Consider the following 21,393-nt stretch of genomic DNA (forward strand, 5'->3'; position numbering starts at 1 on the left):
GCCCCGGTCTGCCGGCCCGGCGCCGTACGCTCGTACCCATGACGACTGACGCACCCCTTCCCTCCCCCGGGCGCGAGATCGAGACCCTCGACGCGCTCACCCCCGAGCAGGCCGACGCCGTCCTCACCCTCCTCGGCGAGGCGGCCGGGACCGACGGCCGGCAGGCCGTCTCCGAGCAGGGGCGGCTGCAGCTGAGGGGCGGGCACCGCGAGGGCGTCCGGCACTTCCTGCTCGTGGTGGACGGGGTGCTGGCCGGATACGCGCAACTGGAGGACACCGACCCCGTCGAGGCCCCTGCGGCCGAGCTGGTCGTGCACCCCTCCCACCGCGGCCGGGGGCACGGCCGCGCACTGGGCGCCGCCCTGCTGGCCGCGACCGGGAAGCGGCTGCGGGTCTGGGCGCACGGCGGCAAGTCGGCGGCCCGGCACCTGGCGCAGGTGCTCGGCCTCTCGCTCTTCCGCGAACTGCGGCAGCTGAGGCGCCCGTTGACCGGCCTCGACATCGCCGATCCGGACCTCCCCGACGGCGTCACGGTCCGCACCTTCGTGCCGGGCCAGGACGACACCGCCTGGCTCGCCGTGAACAGCGCGGCCTTCGCCCACCACCCCGAGCAGGGCTCCCTGACCCAGCGGGACCTGGACGACCGCAAGGCCGAGCCCTGGTTCGACCCGAAGGGCTTCTTCCTGGCCGAGCGGGACGGCGAGATCATCGGCTTCCACTGGACGAAGGTGCACGCCGCGGAGGAGCTCGGCGAGGTGTACGTCGTCGGCATCCGGCCCGACGCGCAGGGCGGCGGCCTCGGCAAGGCGCTCACCGCGATCGGGCTGCGCCATCTGGCCTCCCTGGGCCTGCCGACGGCCATGCTCTACGTGGACGCCGACAATCCGGCAGCCCTGTCGGTGTACGAGCGGATGGGCTTCGCCACGCACGAGGTCGACCTGATGTACCGCACGGAGTCCTGAGCAGCACCGACACCCGCAGGGGCGGCGCCACTTGACGCCGCCCCTCCCTTAGGCCACCCTTTCACTACTCAATTAGTGAAAGGGTGGTGAACATGGCAGAGTCCGCAGCGGTCGAGTTCCGCATCGACCGGCGCAGCGGCGTCGCCACCTATCTGCAGATCGTGCAGCAGACCAAACAGGCGCTCCGGCTCGGTGTGCTGGAACCGGGCGACCGGCTGCCCACGGCCCGTGAGGTCGTCGAGGCCACGGCCATCAATCCCAACACCGTGCTCAAGGCCTATCGCGAACTCGAACGCGAAGGCCTCGTCGAGGCCCGCCGCGGCCTCGGCACCTTCGTCCGCCGCACCCTCGGCAGCGCGGCGGTCACGACCGACCCGCCCCTGCGTGCCGAGCTCACCGAGTGGATCCGCACGGCGCGCGCGGCCGGACTGGACAAGGACGACGTGAGCGCGCTCTTCACCGACGTACTGGACAGCACATTCAAGGGGGACCAGGACTCATGACAGGCGCCGCCATCGAGGCGAACGGCCTCGGTATGACCTACGGGCGCGGGAGCGGATGGGCGCTGCGCGACTGCTCCTTCCGGCTGCCCGCCGGGCGGATATGCGCCCTCGTCGGCCCCAACGGAGCCGGCAAGTCCACCCTGCTCGCCCTCGCGGCCGGCCTGCTCCGGCCCGCCGAGGGCTCGGTGCGGGTCCTCGGCACCACCCCCGCCGGCGCGCGTCCCCGTATCGCCTACGTCTCCCAGGACAAGCCGCTGTACCCGCAGTTCACCGTGGCCGACACCCTGTGGGCGGGGGCCGAGCTCAACCCCGCCACCTGGGACCGTGAGGCCGCCGACGGGATCGCCGGAACACTCCCCCAGGACGCCAAGGTCAAGGCGCTCTCCGGCGGGCAGCGCACCCGGCTCGCCCTCGCCCTCGCGCTGGGCAAGCGGCCCGAACTGATGCTGCTGGACGAACCGATGGCCGACCTCGACCCGCTCGCCCGGCACCAGCTGATGGGCGTCCTGATGGCCGAGGCCGCCGAGCACTCCACCACCATCGTGATGTCCTCGCACATCCTCACCGAGCTGGAGGGCGCCTGCGACTACGTCCTCCTGGTCGACGGCGGACGCGTCCGGCTCGGCGGCGAGACGGACGACATCGTCGCCGCACACGCCCTGGTCACGGGCCAGGTCCGCGACCTCGCCCCGCACACGGTCGTCGAGTCCCGCACGACGGGACGTCAGCTCACCGCGCTCGTACGGAAGGAGGGCCAGGTGGACCGCACGGCCTGGGACGTCACGGAGCCGTCCCTGGAGGAACTGCTGCTGGCGCACCTCCGCTCCCCCGGGGCCCCCGCGCTGCTCACCCCGAGCGCACACGCCCGCGACGAGGTGGCCGCGATATGAGCACACTCACCGCGCTGCGCGGCCCCGTCCGCGTCGTCGTACGCCAGCACCGGTGGACGCTGCGGATCGCGGCCGGGCTCGCCCTCCTCGCGCTCCTCGGTCTGGTCGCCCTCACCCTGCGGTCGTCCCACGTCGCCGAGGTCTTCGCGGCGAGTGGCTGCCCGGTGGACGGAGGAGCGGGCCGGAGCTGCGATGTGACCGCCCGCAGCTACCTGGACAGCATGTTCGAGTACCGCAAGATCTTCGACGACGTCGCCCTGGCGCTGCTCGCCCTGCCCGCGCTGCTGAGCGGCTTCGTCGCCGGCCCTCTGATCGCCAGGGAGCTGGAGAGCGGCACCTACAAGCTGTCCTGGACGCAGTCGGTGTCACCTGCGCGCTGGCTCGTCTCGAAGCTCGCCGTGCCCGCCGCCCTGGTCCTGGCCGGGACCGCCGTGCTGGGCGCGGGCCTGTACGCGGCGCAGTCCGTCTCGGACAACCCCTACCGGTCCGAGTGGTACACGATGTACGTGTACGCCACCACGGGCACGGTGCCGGCCGCTCACGTCCTGTTCGGTGCCGCCGTCGGCGCCCTCGTCGGCATCCTGGTCCGGCGCACGCTCCTGGCGTCGGCCCTGTCCGCACTGGTCACCGGCGCCGTGGGGGCCTCCTTCGCCGCCCTGCGGGCCGGCCTGTGGCCCACGAGCACGGTGACCGGCCGGAGCCTGGACGTGCGCGAGAACATCTGGTGGGTGGAGACGGGCCACCTCACCGGCACCGGGGGACGCCTGTCGCAGGACGTGTGCGCCCAGGCCGTGACCGAATCCGACCGCGCCCGGTGCTTCGCCGACCACGACATCACCGGCCACTACCTGGATTACCACCCCGCGTCGCACTTCTGGCCCCTCCAGCTCGTCGAGACCGGCATCCTGCTCGCCCTGGCCGCCGTGGCGGTCGCCGTCGCCTTCCGGGTGCTGCGCCGCCGCACCGGCTGAGGACCCGAGAACCACCCCTGTCCGGGCCCCGGGGGGAGTCCGGGCAGGGGCCTCACCTACGGTGAGGACGGCGGGAGCGGGGCGGCACCGCAGTCACACCGCTTCCTGTACGTCATGTCACCGTTACCGGCCATTCAGACAGCCTTGCGACCCTCGCGGGATGCAGCCAGCTGTACCCACCCCCCGCAACGCGAGAGGCCCCGGTCCAGGGACCACGCCCGACTCTTCCGCGATCTTTAACGGCTCCGACGCGCCTGTTGAGCCGAACGCGCGGAAGAATAGGTCCATGAGCCAGCAGCCCAGCTCCGAGGTCCCGGTCCAGCCCGCCCAGCCGTCGGTCGGCTCCCTCGCCGCCCACCGGCCGCACGCCGTGGCCGGCACGGCCCCCGCAGGCCTGTCCACAGCCGCCGATCTCGATCCCGATCTGGACAACGACGCGGACACGTACGAGCCCGAGTCCGACGGCGACGAGCTGCCCCACGGCCGTTTCCTGGACCGGGAGCGCAGTTGGCTCGCGTTCAACGAACGGGTTCTGGAACTCGCCGAGGACCCGGCCACACCGCTACTCGAACGGGCTAACTTCCTGGCGATCTTCGCCTCGAACCTGGACGAGTTCTTCATGGTCCGGGTCGCCGGTCTCAAGCGCCGCATCGCGACCGGAGTCGCCACCCGCTCCGCGTCCGGACTCCAGCCCCGCGAGGTCCTCGACCTGATCTGGACCCGCTCACGCGAGCTCATGGCCCGGCACGCCGCCTGCTACCAGCAGGACATCGCGCCCGCCCTGTCCGACGAGGGCATCCAGCTTGTCCGCTGGCCCGAACTGACCGAGAAGGAACAGGCCCGCCTGTTCACCTTCTTCCGCCAGCGGGTCTTCCCCGTACTGACGCCCCTCGCCGTCGACCCCGCGCACCCGTTCCCGTACATCTCCGGGCTGTCGCTCAACCTCGCCGTCGTCGTGCGCAACCCCGTCAGCGGGCACCGGCACTTCGCCCGCGTCAAGGTGCCGCCGCTGCTCACCCGCTTCCTGGAGGCGTCCCCCCAGCGTTACGTCCCGATAGAGGACATCATCGCGGCGCACCTCGAAGAGCTCTTCCCCGGCATGGAGGTCCTCGCCCACCACATGTTCCGGGTCACCCGGAACGAGGACCTCGAGGTCGAGGAGGACGACGCCGAGAACCTCCTCCAGGCCCTGGAGAAGGAGCTCATGCGGCGCCGCTTCGGCCCGCCGGTCCGCCTGGAGGTCGAGGAGTCCATCGACCCGTACGTCCTGGACCTGCTCGTGCGGGAGCTGAAGATCTCCGAGACCGAGCTCTACCCGCTGCCGGGCCCGCTGGACCTCACCGGCCTGTTCGGCATCGCCTCACTGGACCGGCCCGAGCTGAAGTACCCCAAGTTCATCGCGGGCACCCACCGGGACCTCGCCGAGGTCGAATCCGCCTCCGCGCCCGACATCTTCGCCGCCCTGCGCGAACGCGACGTGCTCCTGCACCACCCGTACGACTCCTTCTCCACCTCCGTCCAGGCCTTCCTGGAGCAGGCGGCGGGCGACCCCGACGTCCTGGCCATCAAGCAGACCCTGTACCGGACCTCGGGCGACTCCCCCATAGTCGACGCCCTGATCGACGCCGCCGAGTCCGGCAAGCAGGTCCTCGTCCTCGTCGAGATCAAGGCACGCTTCGACGAACAGGCCAACATCAAGTGGGCCCGCAAGCTGGAGGAGGCCGGCTGCCACGTCGTCTACGGCCTCGTCGGGCTCAAGACCCACTGCAAGCTGTCGCTCGTCGTCCGCCAGGAGGGCGACACCCTGCGCCGCTACTCCCACGTCGGCACCGGCAACTACCACCCCAAGACAGCCCGGCTGTACGAGGACCTCGGCCTCCTCACCGCCGACCCGCAGGTCGGCGCGGACCTCTCGGACCTCTTCAACCGGCTCTCCGGCTACTCCCGCCGCGAGACCTACCGCCGGCTGCTGGTCGCCCCGAAGTCCCTGCGCGACGGACTGATCGCCCGTATCAACAAGGAGATCACCCACCACCGCGCGGGGCGCCCCGCCTACGTCCGCATCAAGGTCAACTCGATGGTCGACGAAGCGGTCATCGACGCCTGCTACCGGGCAGGCCAGGCAGGGGTACCGGTCGACATCTGGGTGCGCGGCATCTGCGCGATCCGTCCCGGCGTCACCGGCCTCTCCGAGAACGTCCGGGTCCGCTCGATACTGGGCCGCTTCCTCGAACACTCCCGGGTCTTCGCCTTCGGCAACGGCGGCGAGCCCGAAGTGTGGTTCGGCAGCGCCGACATGATGCACCGTAACCTCGACCGCCGGATCGAAGCACTGGTCCGTGTCACCGACCCCGCGCATCGCGCCGCCCTCAGCAGGCTCCTGGAAACAGGCATGTCCGACGGCACCTCCTCCTGGCACCTGGGCCCCGACGGAAACTGGACCCGGCACTCCACGGACGCGGACGGCCAGCCGCTGCGGCACGTACAAGAGATGCTCATCGAAGCCCGGAGGCGCCGGCGTGCGACGCCCTGACCACCAGACGACGGCGCTCCCCACGGAAGCGGTCCTCGCGCCCTACCTGCGCGAACAGGCCGCCTCCTTCCTCCGGGGCCTGCGCCTGCACAGCGAGCACAACGCCCCGGCCGACGCCGGTACGCAGGGGGCCGACGAGGCGGCCCGCACGCTGCGCCACGCGGCCCGGCGCATCAGCGGCACCCTGCACACCTTCCGCGCCGCGCTCGAACCCGCCTGGGCCGACCAGCTCCGCGCCGAGCTCGCCTGGCTCTCCGGCACCCTGGCCCGCGAGCACGCGTACGCCACCCGGCTCGGCCGGCTGCTGGAGGCGCTGCACCAGCTCTCGGGCGCCTCACTCCCCGCCGCCCGTCCCCCCGCCGGGGAGGTCCAGGACGGGAGCGACAAGGAACGGGCGGCGCTCGGAGTCGGCGCGGCCCGGGCCGGGGCCCTCCTGGAGCGCCGGCTGACGCTCGCCCGGACCCGCGCCCACTCGGCCGCACTCCAGGCGCTGGGCTCCTCCCGCTTCCACGCCGTCGCCGACGGCGTCGCGCTGCTCGCCTCCGAGGTCCCGCTGTCGGCCTCGGCAGCGGGACCCGCCGCCGAGGTGCTGCACGGCCCGGCCGAGCTCGCCGAGCAGCGGATGCTGGACGCGGTGGCCGCGCTGCCCCCCGACGAGGCGGTCGAGCCGTACAACGAGGCCCACGACGCCCTCTGGCACCAGGCCCGCCTGCTGCTGCGGCTGCACCGATACGCCCACGAGGTGGTGCGGGGCGGCCCCGACCCGAGCCTCGCCGGACCCGGTCACGCGCTCGACCTGCACCGGGACGCGGCGGAGGCCGCGGCAGCGGCGGCAGCCGCGGCCCGCACCCCCCGCATCGCCCCGGCGACGGCGTACGCCCTGGGCGTGCTCCACGCCGACCAGCGGCACGAGGTGGAGGCGACACGCAGCGTGTTCCGGGAGACCTGGCCGTACGCGGCGGCCGTGACCGCGCCGTGAGCGGCCCCGTCCGCGCGGCGGGCTGCGTGCTGTGGCGCCGCGCGGCCGGCGGCGGCCTGGAGGTCTGTCTCGTCCACAGGCCGCGCTACGACGACTGGTCGTTCCCGAAGGGCAAGCTGAAGCGCGGCGAGACGGCGCTGGAAGCCGCCCTGCGCGAGGTGCTGGAGGAGACGGGACACCACTGCTCCCCGGGGGCCGCCCTGCCGACGGCCCTGTACATGGCCAACGGGCGCCCCAAAGAGGTCAGCTACTGGGCGGCGGAGGCGACAGGGGGCACCTTCGTCCCCAACGACGAGGTCGACCGGCTGGCGTGGGTCACCCCCGACACCGCCCGCCACCGGTTGACACGCCCCGGCGACCGAGTGCAGCTGGACGCCTTCCTGCGCGCCGCCTCCGGCGACTGACGACGGGCCCGAACCGGCGCGGACCCGTCGTCAGCCCGTGCCACCGCGGGCCCTCGGTCCCGTGTCCCCGCGCGTCGAGCACCTCGCAGACCCGTGCCCCTTCGCAAGCGGGCCTCGACGCGGGAGCCCCTGCCCAAGAGAGCCTCGGCATGAGCGAGCCCTCCGCGTAAGAGACCCCAGGCAGTCGGCCGGTGCTCTGCCCGCGAGGACGCCGGCCGGTCGCCCCCCGCACGGGTGCACCCCGCCGCCCGCCCACGCCGCACCGCGGAACCAGCCCGCCCAGCACGGTTCACCTGCCGTTCACTCTGCTCCGTAGGCCGCTTCACCTGTTCTGCCTAATTTCGGACGTACACGGTGCACGGCGCCAAGCCATCGCACCTTTCCTCATCGCACGCCGCCACGTACCCACCACCGCGGCGGCTCCTGGAAGGAACACCCCGAAAGTGAAGCTTCAGCGCAAGAACCGGCTTCGTGCCACCGCGCTCGGTGCCCTCGCCGTCTCCGGCGCCCTGGTCCTCACGGCGTGCGGTTCGGACAACAACACCGGCACCGAGACCGAGGGCGGCAAGACCAGCGCCGCGGCGTCGGACGTCAAGTGTGACGGCGCCGAGGGCCAGCTTCGCGCCTCCGGGTCCAGCGCCCAGAAGAACGCGATGGACCTCTGGGTCAAGAACTACATGGCCGCCTGTTCCGGCGTGGAGATCAACTACAACTCCTCCTCCTCCGGTGAGGGCATCGTCGCCTTCAACCAGGGCACCGTGGGCTTCGCCGGCTCCGACTCGGCCCTGAAGCCCGAAGAGGTGGCGGACTCCAAGAAGATCTGCAAGACCGGCCAGGGCATCAACCTCCCGATGGTCGGCGGCCCGATCGCGATCGGCTTCCACCTCGAGGGTGTCGACAGCCTGACCCTGGACGCCCCCACGCTCGCCAAGATCTTCGACTCGAAGATCAAGAAGTGGAACGACCCGGCGATCGCCAAGCTCAACGACGGCGTCAAGCTCCCGGACAAGGCCATCCAGGCCTTCCACCGCTCCGAGGACTCCGGCACCACGCAGAACCTCGGCAAGTACCTCAACGCCGCGGCTCCGAGCGACTGGAAGTACGAGGCCGAGAAGAAGTGGCCCGCCCCCGGTGGCCAGGCCGCGTCCGGCTCCTCCGGCGTCGCCTCCCAGGTCAAGGCCGTCGACGGCTCGATCGGTTACTTCGAGCTCTCCTACGCCGCCTCGCAGGACATCACCACGGTGGACATCAACACCGGTGGCGCCGCCCCGGTGAAGGCCACCTCGGAGAACGCCTCCAAGGCCATCGCCGCCGCCAAGGTCAAGGGCACCGGCAAGGACCTGGCGCTCGACCTCGACTACACCACCAAGGCCGAGGGCGCCTACCCGATCGTCCTGGTGACGTACGAGGTCGTCTGCGACGCCGGCAACAAGGCCGAGACCCTCGGCACGGTCAAGTCCTTCCTCACCTACACCGCCTCCGACGAGGGCCAGAAGGTCCTGACGGAGGCCGGTTACGCCCCGATCCCGGCCGAGATCAACGCCAAGGTCCGCGAGACCATCAGCAGCCTCTCGTAACCACTGATCGCACGACGCACAGGGCGGGGGCGGTCCGGAACACCCCTCCGGACCGCCCCGGCCACCAGCCCCATCCGGTGCACCGCCGCCAGGGGAGCCCGTGGCTCCCCCACACAGACCGGAAAGATCATGGCTTCCACCACACCCCTTGACCTCCCACCGGCCCCGCCGGCCCGGCGACAGCGCCCGGGCTCCAGCGGGCGCGCAGGCGACAAGATCTTCCTGGGCCTCTCACGGGGTTCGGGCATCCTGCTGCTCGTGATCATGGCGTCGATCGCCGTGTTCCTCAGCTACCGGGCCGTCATAGCCATCTCGAAGGACGAGGGCAACTTCCTCACCACCTTCGACTGGAACCCGGCCGGGGACCCGCCGGTGTTCGGCATCGCGGTCCTGCTCTTCGGCACCGTCGTCAGCTCGATCATCGCGATGGTCATCGCGGTTCCGATCGCTGTCGGCATCGCCCTCTTCATCTCGCACTACGCGCCGCGCAAGCTGGCCGCGCCCCTGGCCTACGTCATCGACCTGCTCGCGGCCGTGCCCAGCATCGTCTACGGCATCTGGGGCGCGCTCGTCCTGGTGCCGTACCTGGAGGGCCTGAACCTCTGGCTCGACCAGTTCTTCGGCTGGACCTACATCTTCGAGAAGACCGAGGTCGGCGTCGCGCGCTCGCTCTTCACCGTCGGCATCCTGCTCGCGATCATGATTCTCCCGATCGTCACCAGTGTCAGCCGCGAAGTCTTCCTCCAGGTCCCCAAGATGAACGAGGAAGCGGCGCTCGCCCTCGGCGCCACCCGCTGGGAGGTCATCCGCCTCTCGGTGCTGCCGTTCGGCCGCTCCGGCATCATCTCCGCCTCGATGCTCGGCCTGGGCCGCGCGCTCGGCGAGACGATGGCCGTCGCCACGGTCCTGTCGCCGAGCTTCCTCATCTCGCTGCACGTGCTCAACCCGGGCGGAGGGACCTTCGCCCAGAACATCGCCGCGAAGTTCGGCGAGGCGGACGCCTTCGGACGTGACGCCCTGATCGCCTCGGGCCTCGTCCTCTTCGTCCTCACCCTGCTGGTCAACGGCGCGGCCCGGCTCATCATCGCCCGCCGCAAGGAGTACTCGGGGGCCAACGCATGAGCCACGCACCCACCACCCTGCAGGACCGGCCCACGCCCGTCCCCGCCGACCGGAAGACCAGCCTCAGCAGCCGGTCGCTCCCGCGCTGGGCTCCGCTCGGCTTCGCCGCGGTCGCGATCGCGCTGGGCGTCGGCACCGGCCTGGCCGCCGGCTGGCACAGCCGCATCCAGTGGGGCCTGATCTCGGCCCTCCTGTTCGTGATCATCTCGTACGTCACCACGACGGTCGTCGAGAACCAGCGCCAGGCCAAGGACCGCCTCGCCACCAGCATCGTCTGGGTGTGCTTCCTCGTCGCGGTCGTCCCCCTCGCCTCGCTGCTCTGGACGACGATCAGCCGCGGCTCCGAGCGGCTCGACGGCTACTTCCTCACCCACTCGATGGCCGGAGTCCTCGGCTCCGAGGCCAGCGGCGGCGTCTACCACGCGCTGATCGGCACCCTGGAGCAGGTCGGCATCGCCACGGTGATCTCCGCCCCGCTCGGTCTGCTGACCGCGGTCTACCTGGTCGAGTACGGCAAGGGCGCCCTCGCCCGCTCCGTCACCTTCTTCGTCGACGTGATGACGGGCATCCCGTCCATCGTGGCCGGCCTCTTCATCCTGTCGATCATGCTGATCGCGTCGATCGAGCCGTCCGGCCTGATGGGCGCGCTGGCCCTGACCATCCTGATGATCCCGGTCGTGGTCCGCTCCACCGAGGAGATGCTCAAGCTCGTCCCCAACGAGCTCCGCGAGGCCTCCCTCGCCCTGGGCATCCCGAAGTGGCGCACGATCCTGAAGGTGGTCCTGCCGACCGCGATCGGCGGCATCACCACGGGCGTCATGCTCGCCATCGCCCGTATCGCCGGTGAGACCGCGCCGATCATCCTGCTGGTCTTCGGCAGCCAGCTGATCAACACGAACCCCTTCGAAGGCGCCCAGTCGTCGCTGCCCTTCTACATCTACGAGCAGTACAAGATCGGTGAGGCAGCCTCCTACGACCGTGCCTGGGCCGCCGCCCTGGTCCTGATCGCCTTCGTCATGATCCTCAATCTCGTGGCCCGCGGCATCGCCCGCTGGAAGGCCCCGAAGTCCGGTCGCTGACGCGGCCATCAGCGACCTCCCGAAAGAAGCAGTGATTCACATGGCCAAGCGCATCGACGTCGGCGGACTCACCGCCTACTACGGCTCCCACAAGGCCATCGAGGACATCTCGATGACCGTGGAACCCCGCTCCGTGACCGCCTTCATCGGCCCGTCCGGCTGCGGCAAGTCCACCTTCCTGCGCACCCTGAACCGCATGCACGAGGTCACCCCCGGTGGCCGCGTCGAGGGCAAGGTGCTGCTGGACGACGAGAACCTCTACGGCACCGGGGTCGACCCCGTCACCGTGCGCCGCACGGTCGGCATGGTCTTCCAGCGGCCGAACCCCTTCCCCACGATGTCGATCTTCGACAACGTCGCGGCGGGGCTGCGCCTGAACGGCTCGTACCGGAAGAACCAGCTGTCCGACATCGTCGAGAAGTCCCTGCGCGGCGCGAACCTCTGGAACGAGGTCAAGGACCGCCTGAACAAGCCCGGCTCCGGCCTCTCCGGCGGTCAGCAGCAGCGCCTGTGCATCGCCCGCGCGATCGCGGTCGAGCCCGAGGTGCTGCTGATGGACGAGCCGTGCTCCGCGCTCGACCCGATCTCGACCCTCGCCATCGAGGACCTGATCGGCGAGCTCAAGGAGCGCTTCACGATCGTCATCGTGACGCACAACATGCAGCAGGCGGCACGCGTCTCGGACCGTACGGCCTTCTTCAACCTCGCGGCGGTGGGCAAGCCCGGCCGGCTGATCGAGATCGACGAGACGGAGCGCATCTTCTCCAACCCGTCCGTGCAGGCGACCGAGGACTACATCTCGGGCCGCTTCGGATAACCACAGACGGCCTTGGGGTGCTGCATGGCGGTGCCACCACAAGGCAAAGGGTCCGCCCCCGCTCTCCCGTGGAGAGCAGGGGCGGACCCATGTCCGGACCATGGCCGCCGGCTGCGGATCCCGGACCGGTGGTCACCGGCCCCGGACGGGCGGACCGGCAGGTCAGCCGAAGAGGAGCACGACGATCCCGTAGCTCGCCGCGGCCACCAGCGCCGCCGCGGGCATCGTGATGAACCACCCCAGGATGATGTTCTTGGCGACCCCCCACCGCACGGCGTTCACCCGCTTCGTCGCGCCGACACCCATGATCGCCGAGGTGATCACGTGAGTCGTGGAGATCGGGGCGTGGAAGAGGAAGGCCGAGCCGAACATGATCGAGGCGCCGGTCGTCTCGGCCGCGAACCCCTGCGGCGGATCCAGCTCGATGATCTTGCGGCCGAGGGTCCGCATGATGCGCCACCCGCCCGCGTACGTCCCGAGGGAGAGCATGGTCGCGCAGGCGATCTTCACCCAGACCGGGATCTCGTCGTTCGGGCCCTCGACGTCGGCGATGACCAGGGCCATCACCACGATGCCCATCGTCTTCTGCGCGTCCTGGAGACCGTGGCCCAGCGCCATACCCGCCGCCGAGACGGTCTGGGCGATACGGAAACCGCGCTTGGCCTTGTGCGGGTTGGTCTTCCGGAATATCCACATGATCCCGACCATCACCAGATAGCCCACGACCAGGCCGATGACGGGCGACAGGAACATCGGGATGACGATCTTCGAGAGCACGCCGTCCCAGTGCACCATGGTCCCGCCGGCCAGTGCCGCGCCGACCATGCCGCCGAACAGGGCGTGCGAGGACGAGGACGGCAGACCGTAGTACCAGGTGACCAGGTTCCAGATGATCGCGCCGACCAGCGCCGCGAAGAGGATGCCCATCCCCTTCTGGCCCTCGGGCGTGGCGATCAGGCCTTCGCTGACGGTCTTGGCGACCCCCTGGCCCAGGAAGGCGCCGGCGAGGTTCATCACAGCGGCCATCGCCAGAGCCGCACGCGGGGTCAGCGCCCGGGTGGAGACCGAGGTGGCGATGGCGTTCGCCGAGTCGTGGAAGCCGTTCGTATACGTGAAGCCGAGCGCGACGCCGATGGTCACGATCAGCGCAAAGGTGTCCACGAGGTTCAGGACTCCTTGACCGCGATGGTCTCCACGGTGTTGGCGACGTGCTCGAACGCGTCGGCCGCCTCTTCCAGCACGTCCACGATCTGCTTGAGCTTCAGCACGTCCATGGCGTCGTACTTGCCGTTGAACAGCTGCGCCAGCAGCTTGCGGTGGATCTGGTCGGCCTGGTTCTCCAGACGGTTGACCTCGATCCAGTACTCGGTGAGGTTGTCCATGGTCCGCAGGCTCGGCATGGCCTCGGCGGTCAGTTCCGCCGCCCGGGCCAGCACCTCGATCTGCTGCTCGACACCCTTCGGGAGCTCGTCGATCTGGTACAGCACGACCAGGTCGACGGCCTCCTCCATGAAGTCCATGATGTCGTCGAGCGACGACGCGAGGTTGTAGATGTCCTCGCGGTCGAACGGCGTGATGAAGGAGGAGTTCAGCTGGTGGAAGATCGCGTGGGTGGCATCGTCCCCCGCGTGCTCCGCTGCCCGCATACGCTCCGCGATCTCGACTCGGGAGGCAGAATCCGCCCCGAGCAGTTCCATGAGGAGTTTCGAGCCCGTGACGATGTTGTCCGCGGATGCGGAAAACATGTCGTAGAAGCTCGTCTCCCTGGGGGTCAGACGAAAGCGCACGTGGGGTCCTCGGGGTGCTTTGGATTCGGTCAGGCTGATGCTAGGCGCATCATCCGGCCACGGCTAACCGGCGTTCTTCAGTGTCGCGCATCAGGCACAGTGATCAGCACGGACCCCCGGTCACGTTTCGGCTGGATTCGTTACGATATACCCGGCAGGGGTATACAGACGGCACAGAACGGCACGCCCATCGCAGGCCAAGAGGACAACGGGAGGACTCCATGACCACCACCGAGGCCACCGAGCCAGCCGGTACGGAAGCGGTCGTCACCGACCACGACCGCGGTATCCACGGCTATCACCACCAGAAGGACGAGCACCTCAAGCGCCTGCGCCGCATCGAGGGCCAGATCCGTGGTCTCCAGCGAATGGTGGACGAGGACGTCTACTGCATCGACATACTCACCCAGGTCTCGGCCTCCACCAAGGCCCTCCAGTCGTTCGCACTCCAGCTCCTCGAGGAGCACCTGCGCCACTGTGTCGCGGATGCCGCGGTCAAGGGCGGCGCCGAGATCGACGCGAAGGTCGAGGAGGCCACGAAGGCTATCGCCCGCCTCCTGCGCACCTGAGGACGGCCGGGGAGAGGAAGGTCACCGGGCCACCCCCGGTGACGGACCCGGCGGAACGTCCTCGGCCCCGGGTCAGCCCCTGCTGCGGGCCCGGCCGGAAGCCGTACGGCACCGGTCGCCCCCGGCCGAGCGTCCTCGGCCCCGGGTCAGACCCGCCGGTGGGCCCGGGGCCGGATCATCGGCTCCGGGTCAGGCCCGGCGAGGACCCGGCGGAACGTCCTCGGCCCCGGGTCGGCCCCGACGAGAAGCCGGCGGCACCGGGTCAGACCCGGTGGCGGGCCTGGCGCGGGATCGTCGGCGCCGGCCCGGCCGCGTCCGTCAGGACGTCGGGCGCCTCGTCCCTGACATTGAGCACCTCGTCGATACGGTCGGGGCTGAGCCGGTCCTCGATCGCGTCCGCCGCCGCGATCATGAGCTCGCCGCACAGTTCGATCTCGGCCAGAGCCACACAGTCCTGAGCGTTCGGAGCGCTGAGCGTCACCACCTGCGTCACCTCTCTCTGCTGTCGCCGACTCTGGCGCACCGACTCCCTAGCGTAGGGAGCGCGGAACACACCGCGCATGGCACGGACGGACCATTTCGGCCTCCCCCCTACGGCGCTTCCGGGCCACCGCGCCCCTGCTGGACCCGCCCCGTGTAGAGGTCCGCCTCGGGCGGCAGCGCCACCGAGACCGGAACCCCGAAGCCGTAGAGCAGCAGCGTCGACACCACCGCCACCCCCGGACCCTCGGTCGCGAAGGTGAAGCGGTGGCGGACCTTGCGCAGCAGACCCTCGCCGTCCACGTACGCGTCGAAGGGCACCGCGTCCGTGCTGAACCCTTTCGCCGCGGCGGCGAGCGTCGCCCGCGACGACGGGGACGCCGCCCGCGCCGCCCTCCCGAGGTCCGCCGTCCCCCGGTAGTGCCGCACCGGCACCCCGGCCAGCTCCGTCCTCCCCACGAACGTCACCTCGCCCGCGCCGCGCAGCAACTCCGCGGCGGCCGTCGGGTCGGTCACGCCCCCCGTGACGAGGTTGCCGTCCTCCAGGGTCGTCGTGTCGATCCGCACCCACTTGTCGGCGGGCACCCCCGCACCCCGGTTCTTCATGTACAGCGCACCGGGCGCCAGCAGCTCCGTGATCGGCCGGTGTTCGTCGGCCCCTGCCGCGTCCTTCGGCAGGACCACCTTGATCCGGCCGAGCTGCCTGCGGAAGTCGTACGTCCCCTCGCCCCGGATCGTGACCCGGGTCCCGCCCGCGGCGGTCTCCATCGACGTCCGCGTCTCGGCGCTCCCCGCACCGGCCAGCGCCTCGGCGGCCCCCCGGACCACGGAGGCCGGTGCGCCCGCCGGGCCCTCGCGGGCCACGGCCCGCTCACCGGCCCCGCCGCCCGCACCGGAGCAACCCGTACCCGCCGTCATCACGCCGGCGACGGCCAGGGCGCACACAGCAAGGGCCCCGCCTCCGCACCTGTGCTGTCGCACCACCATGGCCTGCCAACCCCTACGACGTACACCTGACCGAGTTCCGGCCCGTCTCGCCTAACGACGGCCGAGGCGCCTCGTCACGCCGCAGGGGCCCCCGGGGAAGCCGATCGGCCCACTCCCGACAGCCCGGACACTCCCCCAGTACCGTGGAGGCGTGTATCAGGACCCCATGGACCCGCCCGTCCACGCCTCGCCTCCGGCACACAGCACCACGACCGTCGAGCGGGGCTCGTTCTGTATCGCGCGCTGTGCCTGCGGCTGGTCCGGCCCGGCCCGGCGCTCCCGCGACCGCGCCCGTACCGACGCCGAGGAGCACGGCTCGGCCCCCGACCGCTGACCCGCGGACGCGGACGTCGGCGTGGGACCGGTGGCCTGATCACGCCCTCTCGGGCTCCGCGGCCCGCCGGCCGGGTGGCCTGATCACGCCCCCTGGGCCTCCGCGGCCCGCAGCGCCGCCTCCACCTCCCGCAGGAGCGGCGCGATCCCGGGGTCCGCGGAAAGCAGGACGTCACGGAGCAGCCCGAGGTCGTCCAGCGGGCGCCTGACCCCGCACCTCTCGGTGACGTCCTCCGTGGCGTCGTCCGCCCCGGCCGAGAGCAGCCGGGTCGCGCGCCGGAGCTGCGTCCCGGCGGCCTCGCGCTCCTGCCCGGCCATCCACAGCGCGAGGGCGTACAGCGCCGCGAACCACCCCTCCTCCGGGTCGCTGCGGACGGCCCGGACGCAGTCGGCGACGGCGTCCTCGTGACGGCCCAGGCACAGATGGAGCTGCGCACGGCCGGCGAACAGCCAGGCCCCCGGCTCCCCGTCCTCCAGCGCCAGGCCGTAGTCGGCCAGCGCCTCCTCGTGCCTGCCCAGCACCCGGCACATCTCCGCGCGCACGGCGACCAGACCGAGGGACGGTGGCGCGATCTCGACGGCCCGGGAGTAGTCCGCCACCGCCTCCTCGTACCTGCCCAGCCGGCGGTACAGCAGCCCACGGCAGGTGAGGGCCCACTCGTACGCGGGGTCGATCTCCAGGGCGCGGGAGTAGTCGGCCAGCGCCTCCTCGTCCCTGCCCAGTGACCGGTAGAGCTCGCCACGGCTCGTGTGCGCCCACTCGTACCGCGGGTTGATCTCGATCGCCCGGGCGAAGTCGGTCAGCGCGTCCTCGTACCTGCCCATCGCCTCGTAGGTGTCCGCCCGGCTCGCCACCGCCCACGCGTAGGTGGGATCGATGCCGACGGCCCGGTCGTAGTCGGCGAGAGCGTCCTCGTAGTGCTCCACGAGGTGATGGACGCGAGCGCGGCTGGCGACGGCCCACTCGTACTGCGGATCGATGTCGATCGCCGCGGAGTAGTCGGCGAGAGCCTCGGTGAGACGGCCCGAGGTCTGGTGGACGTACGCCCGGTTCCCGAAGGCCCAGGCGTACTGCGGATCGAGGCCTACGGCCCGGGTGTAGTCGGCCACGGCCTCGTCGGGACGCCCCAGGGCCTCGTGGACCTGGGCACGGCTGCCGAAGGCCCACGCGTACTGTGGATCGAGCTCGATGGCGCGGGCGAAGTCCGCGAACGCCTCGTCGTAGCGGCCGAGGATCCGGTAGGCGTCCCCCCGGCTGCCGAAGGCCCACTCGTCACCGGGGTCGATCTCCAGGGCGCGGGTGCACGCGGTGACCGCGTCCTCGGCGCGGCCCATGACCCGGTACGTCTCCCCACGACCCGCGTACGGGCGTGAGACGCCCGGATCGATACCGATGGCCACCTCGTAGTCCGCCAGGGCGCGTTCGTGATCGCCCGCGACCCGGTACTCCCTCGCCCTGACGGTGTGGGCCAAGGCGCGCCCGGACGGACCGAGTTCGGCGGAGGTCAGCAGAACGGTCAGCGCCACGACGCCCGTTCCGTCCTGCTCCGCCGCCGCCTCCAGCCGGTGGCTCCAGGCACCGAGGGCCGGCGCCCCGGTGTCCTGCCCGGCCTGACCGAGGATCTGGGCCCAGCGGCGCAGCGTCGCGAGGTCGTGGTCGACGGCGTGAACCGCCTCGTGCAAGGCCTCGGGCAGCGCGGTACGGGGATCGGCACACAGCCGGTGATACGTCTCGTTGAGCCGGTGCTCACGCCAGGTCGCGTCCTCCCACCGGCTCTCCACATCCGGCCCGATCCCCGCCTCGACGCCCTCGCGCCACTGCCCGAACAGGTCGGCGAGGCCCCTGTGCGCCTCCTGCCAGCGGGTGGGCGACTGCGTGCGCTGCAGGCGGAGCATCGCCGCACGGACCACGTCGTGGTAGCGGCACCGCCCGGCCTGGGTGGAGACGAACGCCAGCGCACGCAGCCAGGGGTAACCGTCGGCTGCCGGCTCCGGCACGGCGGCACGGTAGACGTCCTCGTTGAGCTGCAACGGAAGCGCGCACGCCAGCGCCGCAGCCCGCCGCCCGGGGTCGGGCTCCCACTTCAGGAACCTCTCGACGGCCGTCTCGGAAGGGTCCCCGATGCCACCCTCGGCGCTGGCACCGCTCCGGGCGAGCATGTCGACCAGCAGCGGGAGCCGCCCCGAGAGCCGCAGGACCAGTTCGACGCTGGCCTCGTCGGTGACACCGTGGGTGGTGAGCAGCGTGCGGGCCTCCTCCTCGGTGAACACCTCCAGGCACACCTCGGTGACCTGGCCCAGCCGGTCGCCCCAGGTCCGGGCGTCCAGACGGAGCTGCCCTGACAGCACCACCTGCACGTTGACCGGCAGGCTCCCGTGCTCCTCGCCGAAGGTGATGTCGTGCAGCCAGCCGTCGAGCACCGGCCCGGTCCGCTCGTACACGTCGAAGAACAGCACCACCCGCTCGCACCGTTCCGCGACGTCGGCCAGGTCGTCGAGGAAGAACGGGGCGAGCGCGGCCACCGGATTCATCACCAGCTGCACGTCGTCATGGCTGCGCAGCCGCATGTTGAGGGCGGACCGCACCCGGTCCGCGCCCAACGCGACCTGCTGCGGATCGACCGCGCCGACGAACGCCCCGACCCCGGGCAGCAGGCCCAGCCCTGCGAGACCCACCTGGGCGGCCACCGTGCTCGACGGCGAAGCCACCGGTGCGGGCGGCGGCTGGTCGCCCGCGGGGCCGGCCTGCGGGGCGGGAACCGTGCTCTCGGCCTGGTGGCGGCGTTGTCTGTAGACGACGAGCTGCTTGTCGAACTTCCTCAGCGGATGGCCCTGCTGCGCGAGCCGGGCGCTGACCGCCTCCATCGCCTCGATCGGGTCGTGCACGTCGTCGTCGACGAACGCCGTGACCACGGAGGGCTGCTCGCGGGCGGTGGTCTCCCACTGACGCACCAGGGTCGACTTGCCCACACCGCCGTTCCCCCGCACGTGGAAGAGGAACGGGAAGTCGGGCTCCTCCGGATCGCGCGCGAACGTCTCCCGGAAGACCGCCAGCTCACCGCGGCGCCCCACGAACCCCGTACGCTCACGCCGTCGGTTGACTTCCTGCCGCGACGGCCGTCGCCCAGCCACATGTGCCTCCCCCGGATACCCGGCCACGATGCCGTCATGATGCACCGTCAGCGGATCCCGGGGTACGCACCGGCCGAAGTCGGCCACGGCACCGGCGGGATGTCTCCCCGAGCCACGCGCACGAGCCGCCACGGCGGGCGTGGTGTCCGGGCCGCGCCCGCCGGCATGCGTGAGGGGGCGCCCCGGACGGGGCGCCCCCTCGGACGTGTCGCTCCCGCCGCCTACGCGGCCAGGTCCTTGTCGCCCGGTTCGCCGCCACGCCCGGTGCCCGGACGGGGCTCGGGGATCCCGCGCATCTCCTCACGCCCGTCGGCGACGGAGGCCGCACGGCGGGAGCGGACGAGCCGGCCGGCCGTACCGGCGCGGGCCACGGCCCCCACCAGAGGCGTCAGCAGCATCATCGCGAGCGGGGCGAGCAGCAGCGCCACGGCCGTGCCGAGCGCGAAACCGCCGATCACGTCGGTCGGGTAGTGCACACCCATGTAGACGCGGCAGAAGCCCTCCAGGAGAGCCAGCCCGATCGCCGCCAGACCGAACTTCCTGTTGGCCACGAAGAGCCCCACGGCGATCGCCATCGCCATCGTCGCGTGATCGCTCACGAAGGAGAAGTCCGTCTTCCCGGCGACCAGGACCTCGAGCCCCTTGTGGTCGAAGAACGGACGTGGCCGCTCGACGAAGCCACGGATGGGGATGTTGACGAGCAACGCGATCCCGGCCGCCAGCGGCGCCCACACGAGCCCGGCGACCGCGGTCACCGAGTCCTCGGTCGTCCCGCGTCTGCGCACGCTCCACCAGCACCACAGGACCGCCAGGACCAGGCCGAGCATGATCCCGAACTCACCGACGAACTCCATGACCCGGTCGAACCAGGTCGGAGCGGCCTTCGCCAGCCCATTGATGTCGTAGAGCAGGCTGACGTCGGGGTTCGACCCATCGAGTGCGAGTCCAGCCATCTGCCGCGGCCCCTTGCCTTGTCTGCTGCTGCGACGCACAACGGCGTGCGTCGCCTTGGTCTGACCCCCGTGGTCGGTGCGGATTCAGTACCGCGCGACGCCATCATGCCGTCACGCCCGACTGGTCTGGGCAGTCACGCTCGGTCACGTGCGCAGGCTGTCCCAGTTCAGGGAACGGCTTGCGCCTCGCGTGCGTTCCGGTCTCCACCGAATGATCACCATGACGTTATCGAAGAGTGACTCATCGTCGCAGCTCAGGGCCCAGGCTTCACGGAGAGTTCCAGCCACGGCCGACTGACCGTCAGCTCTCCGGAAGCGCGGTAGGGAGCGCCGCGGCACCGTCCTTGGTGACGCGGGTCGCACCGAAGTAGTCAGGGGTGTCGATCTTGTCGAAGCGGATCACCGCGCCGGTGTAGGGCGCGTTGATCATGTATCCGCCGCCGACGTAGAGCCCCACGTGCCGGATGGCCCGCGAGTTGTTCAGGTCGTCCGAGAAGAACACCAGGTCACCGGGGAGAAGCTCGTCCCGCGAGGGGTGCGGGCCGGCGTTGTACTGGTCGTTGGCCACCCGGGGCAGCTCGATGTCCACCGTGCGGTACGCCGCCTGGGTCAGACCGGAACAGTCGAACCGTCCGCCCTGTGCGGCGGTCCCGTTCCCACCCCAGAGGTACGGCGTGCCGAGCTTCTTCTGCGCGAAGTAGATGGCCCCGGCCGCCTGCTGCGAAGGCTGCACCCGGCCGACGGGCTTGGCGAAGCTCTTCTCCAGGGACCGGATGATTTTGACGTAATTCTGCGTCTCGCTGATCGCGGGAACCCCGCCGGCCCGGATCACCCGGTAAGCACCGGCGTTGTACGCGGCGAGCATGTTGTCGGTCGGGTCGCCGGGCACCTTCTTGACGTATCCGGCGAGCTCGCAGTCGTACGAGGCGGCGGACGGGATCGCGTCGGCGGGATCCCACACGTCCCGGTCGCCGTCGTTGTCCCCGTCGATCCCGTGCGAGGCCCAGGTCCCGGGGATGAACTGGGCGATGCCCTGCGCGGCGGCGTGGCTCTGGGCACGGGGGTTCCAGCCGCTCTCCTGGTACAACTGGGCCGCCAAGAGCGCCGGGTTGATGGCCGGGCAGAGGTTGCCCCACTTCTCCACCAGCGGCTGATACCGCGCGGGCACAGCCCCCTTGGCCAGCCCGACCGCCCCACTCGCCCCGGCGATCCCGGCGGCGGCGGAGTACGTACCGACGAGGAGCAGGGCGATGAAGCACAGGCCCAGCCCGATCCCGCCACCGACGAACACCCAGTATTTCCGCACACCCCAACC

The 21,393-nt window shown here is 71.1% G+C and carries 20 protein-coding genes; 13 read left to right on the forward strand and 7 right to left on the reverse strand.

Translation table 11 applies throughout. From position 1 onward, the window contains the following. The first annotated feature begins 38 nt into the window (after window positions 1-38). The 11 genes from mshD to pstB all read left to right on the forward strand — a co-directional run bounded on the left by mshD (window position 39) and on the right by pstB (window position 11,837). Window positions 39-962, forward strand: coding sequence for a mycothiol synthase (gene mshD, locus ACFY8O_RS32945; RefSeq protein ID WP_387908896.1), 924 nt, complete (start codon window positions 39-41; stop codon window positions 960-962). A gap of 92 nt (window positions 963-1,054) precedes the next feature. Then, window positions 1,055-1,465, forward strand: a complete 411-nt coding sequence (locus ACFY8O_RS32950; RefSeq protein ID WP_145804667.1) for a GntR family transcriptional regulator — start codon at window positions 1,055-1,057, stop codon at window positions 1,463-1,465. Then, entirely contained in the window at window positions 1,462-2,355 is an 894-nt protein-coding gene (locus ACFY8O_RS32955; protein ID WP_387908899.1) for an ABC transporter ATP-binding protein, read from the forward strand. The genes ACFY8O_RS32950 and ACFY8O_RS32955 overlap by 4 nt, the downstream gene beginning before the upstream one ends. Further along, window positions 2,352-3,326 carry a hypothetical protein gene (locus ACFY8O_RS32960; protein WP_387908901.1) on the forward strand — a complete coding sequence of 325 codons (975 nt, stop codon included), beginning with the start codon at window positions 2,352-2,354 and terminating at the stop codon, window positions 3,324-3,326. Before ACFY8O_RS32955 ends, ACFY8O_RS32960 begins: the two co-directional genes overlap by 4 nt. 286 nt (window positions 3,327-3,612) lie before the next feature. Then, window positions 3,613-5,859 (forward strand): RNA degradosome polyphosphate kinase, encoded by a 2,247-nt coding sequence (locus ACFY8O_RS32965; RefSeq protein ID WP_145804673.1) that lies wholly within the window; start codon window positions 3,613-3,615, stop codon window positions 5,857-5,859. Beyond that, window positions 5,846-6,838 (forward strand): CHAD domain-containing protein, encoded by a 993-nt coding sequence (locus ACFY8O_RS32970; protein WP_387908903.1) that lies wholly within the window; start codon window positions 5,846-5,848, stop codon window positions 6,836-6,838. Before ACFY8O_RS32965 ends, ACFY8O_RS32970 begins: the two co-directional genes overlap by 14 nt. Continuing rightward, a complete protein-coding gene (locus ACFY8O_RS32975; RefSeq protein ID WP_387908905.1) occupies window positions 6,835-7,242 on the forward strand; it encodes an NUDIX hydrolase in 408 nt (135 codons plus the stop codon). Before ACFY8O_RS32970 ends, ACFY8O_RS32975 begins: the two co-directional genes overlap by 4 nt. 443 nt (window positions 7,243-7,685) lie before the next feature. After that, window positions 7,686-8,819, forward strand: a complete 1,134-nt coding sequence (gene pstS, locus ACFY8O_RS32980; RefSeq protein ID WP_387908907.1) for a phosphate ABC transporter substrate-binding protein PstS — start codon at window positions 7,686-7,688, stop codon at window positions 8,817-8,819. Window positions 8,820-8,948: 129 nt separating this feature from the next. Then, window positions 8,949-9,941: a phosphate ABC transporter permease subunit PstC gene (gene pstC / locus ACFY8O_RS32985; RefSeq protein WP_145804681.1), complete on the forward strand. Its 993-nt coding sequence runs from the start codon at window positions 8,949-8,951 to the stop codon at window positions 9,939-9,941. Beyond that, the gene (pstA, locus tag ACFY8O_RS32990) at window positions 9,938-11,020 is read left to right on the forward strand and encodes a phosphate ABC transporter permease PstA (RefSeq protein WP_387908909.1); all 1,083 of its coding nucleotides are present in this window, start codon (window positions 9,938-9,940) and stop codon (window positions 11,018-11,020) included. Before pstC ends, pstA begins: the two co-directional genes overlap by 4 nt. Before the next feature lie 40 nt (window positions 11,021-11,060). Beyond that, a complete protein-coding gene (pstB, locus tag ACFY8O_RS32995) occupies window positions 11,061-11,837 on the forward strand; it encodes a phosphate ABC transporter ATP-binding protein PstB (protein ID WP_145804685.1) in 777 nt (258 codons plus the stop codon). A 162-nt stretch (window positions 11,838-11,999) separates the two neighbouring features. On the opposite strand, the gene ACFY8O_RS33000 is transcribed toward pstB, so the two are convergent. Further along, window positions 12,000-12,998, reverse strand: coding sequence for an inorganic phosphate transporter (locus ACFY8O_RS33000; protein WP_145804687.1), 999 nt, complete (start codon window positions 12,996-12,998; stop codon window positions 12,000-12,002). Window positions 12,999-13,003: 5 nt separating this feature from the next. Continuing rightward, on the reverse strand, window positions 13,004-13,624 hold the full coding sequence (locus ACFY8O_RS33005; protein ID WP_104787723.1) for a DUF47 domain-containing protein: 621 nt from the start codon (window positions 13,622-13,624) through the stop codon (window positions 13,004-13,006). Window positions 13,625-13,845: 221 nt separating this feature from the next. Here ACFY8O_RS33005 and ACFY8O_RS33010 point away from each other — a divergent pair, with 221 nt between their 5' ends. Beyond that, on the forward strand, window positions 13,846-14,193 hold the full coding sequence (locus tag ACFY8O_RS33010; protein ID WP_145804689.1) for a metal-sensitive transcriptional regulator: 348 nt from the start codon (window positions 13,846-13,848) through the stop codon (window positions 14,191-14,193). A 262-nt stretch (window positions 14,194-14,455) separates the two neighbouring features. Here the strand turns inward: ACFY8O_RS33010 and ACFY8O_RS33015 are convergent, their stop codons facing one another. Beyond that, window positions 14,456-14,677, reverse strand: coding sequence for a hypothetical protein (locus ACFY8O_RS33015; RefSeq protein ID WP_145804691.1), 222 nt, complete (start codon window positions 14,675-14,677; stop codon window positions 14,456-14,458). A 107-nt stretch (window positions 14,678-14,784) separates the two neighbouring features. Further along, window positions 14,785-15,660: a hypothetical protein gene (locus ACFY8O_RS33020; RefSeq protein WP_145804693.1), complete on the reverse strand. Its 876-nt coding sequence runs from the start codon at window positions 15,658-15,660 to the stop codon at window positions 14,785-14,787. A 151-nt stretch (window positions 15,661-15,811) separates the two neighbouring features. Between ACFY8O_RS33020 and ACFY8O_RS33025 the strand changes: the two genes are divergently transcribed. After that, on the forward strand, window positions 15,812-15,994 hold the full coding sequence (locus ACFY8O_RS33025) for a hypothetical protein (RefSeq protein ID WP_145804695.1): 183 nt from the start codon (window positions 15,812-15,814) through the stop codon (window positions 15,992-15,994). Window positions 15,995-16,077: 83 nt separating this feature from the next. Here the strand turns inward: ACFY8O_RS33025 and ACFY8O_RS33030 are convergent, their stop codons facing one another. The 3 genes from ACFY8O_RS33030 to ACFY8O_RS33040 form a co-directional block, all read right to left on the reverse strand. Further along, window positions 16,078-19,065, reverse strand: coding sequence for a tetratricopeptide repeat protein (locus tag ACFY8O_RS33030; protein WP_387908913.1), 2,988 nt, complete (start codon window positions 19,063-19,065; stop codon window positions 16,078-16,080). Window positions 19,066-19,346: 281 nt separating this feature from the next. Continuing rightward, window positions 19,347-20,078, reverse strand: coding sequence for a phosphatase PAP2 family protein (locus ACFY8O_RS33035; protein WP_387908915.1), 732 nt, complete (start codon window positions 20,076-20,078; stop codon window positions 19,347-19,349). A gap of 301 nt (window positions 20,079-20,379) precedes the next feature. Next, on the reverse strand, window positions 20,380-21,369 hold the full coding sequence (locus ACFY8O_RS33040; RefSeq protein WP_145804899.1) for a bifunctional lytic transglycosylase/C40 family peptidase: 990 nt from the start codon (window positions 21,367-21,369) through the stop codon (window positions 20,380-20,382). Window positions 21,370-21,393 lie beyond the last annotated feature (24 nt).

It is taken from the genome of Streptomyces argenteolus (genome assembly GCF_042902585.1).
GTDB classification, from domain to species: domain Bacteria; phylum Actinomycetota; class Actinomycetes; order Streptomycetales; family Streptomycetaceae; genus Streptomyces; species Streptomyces argenteolus.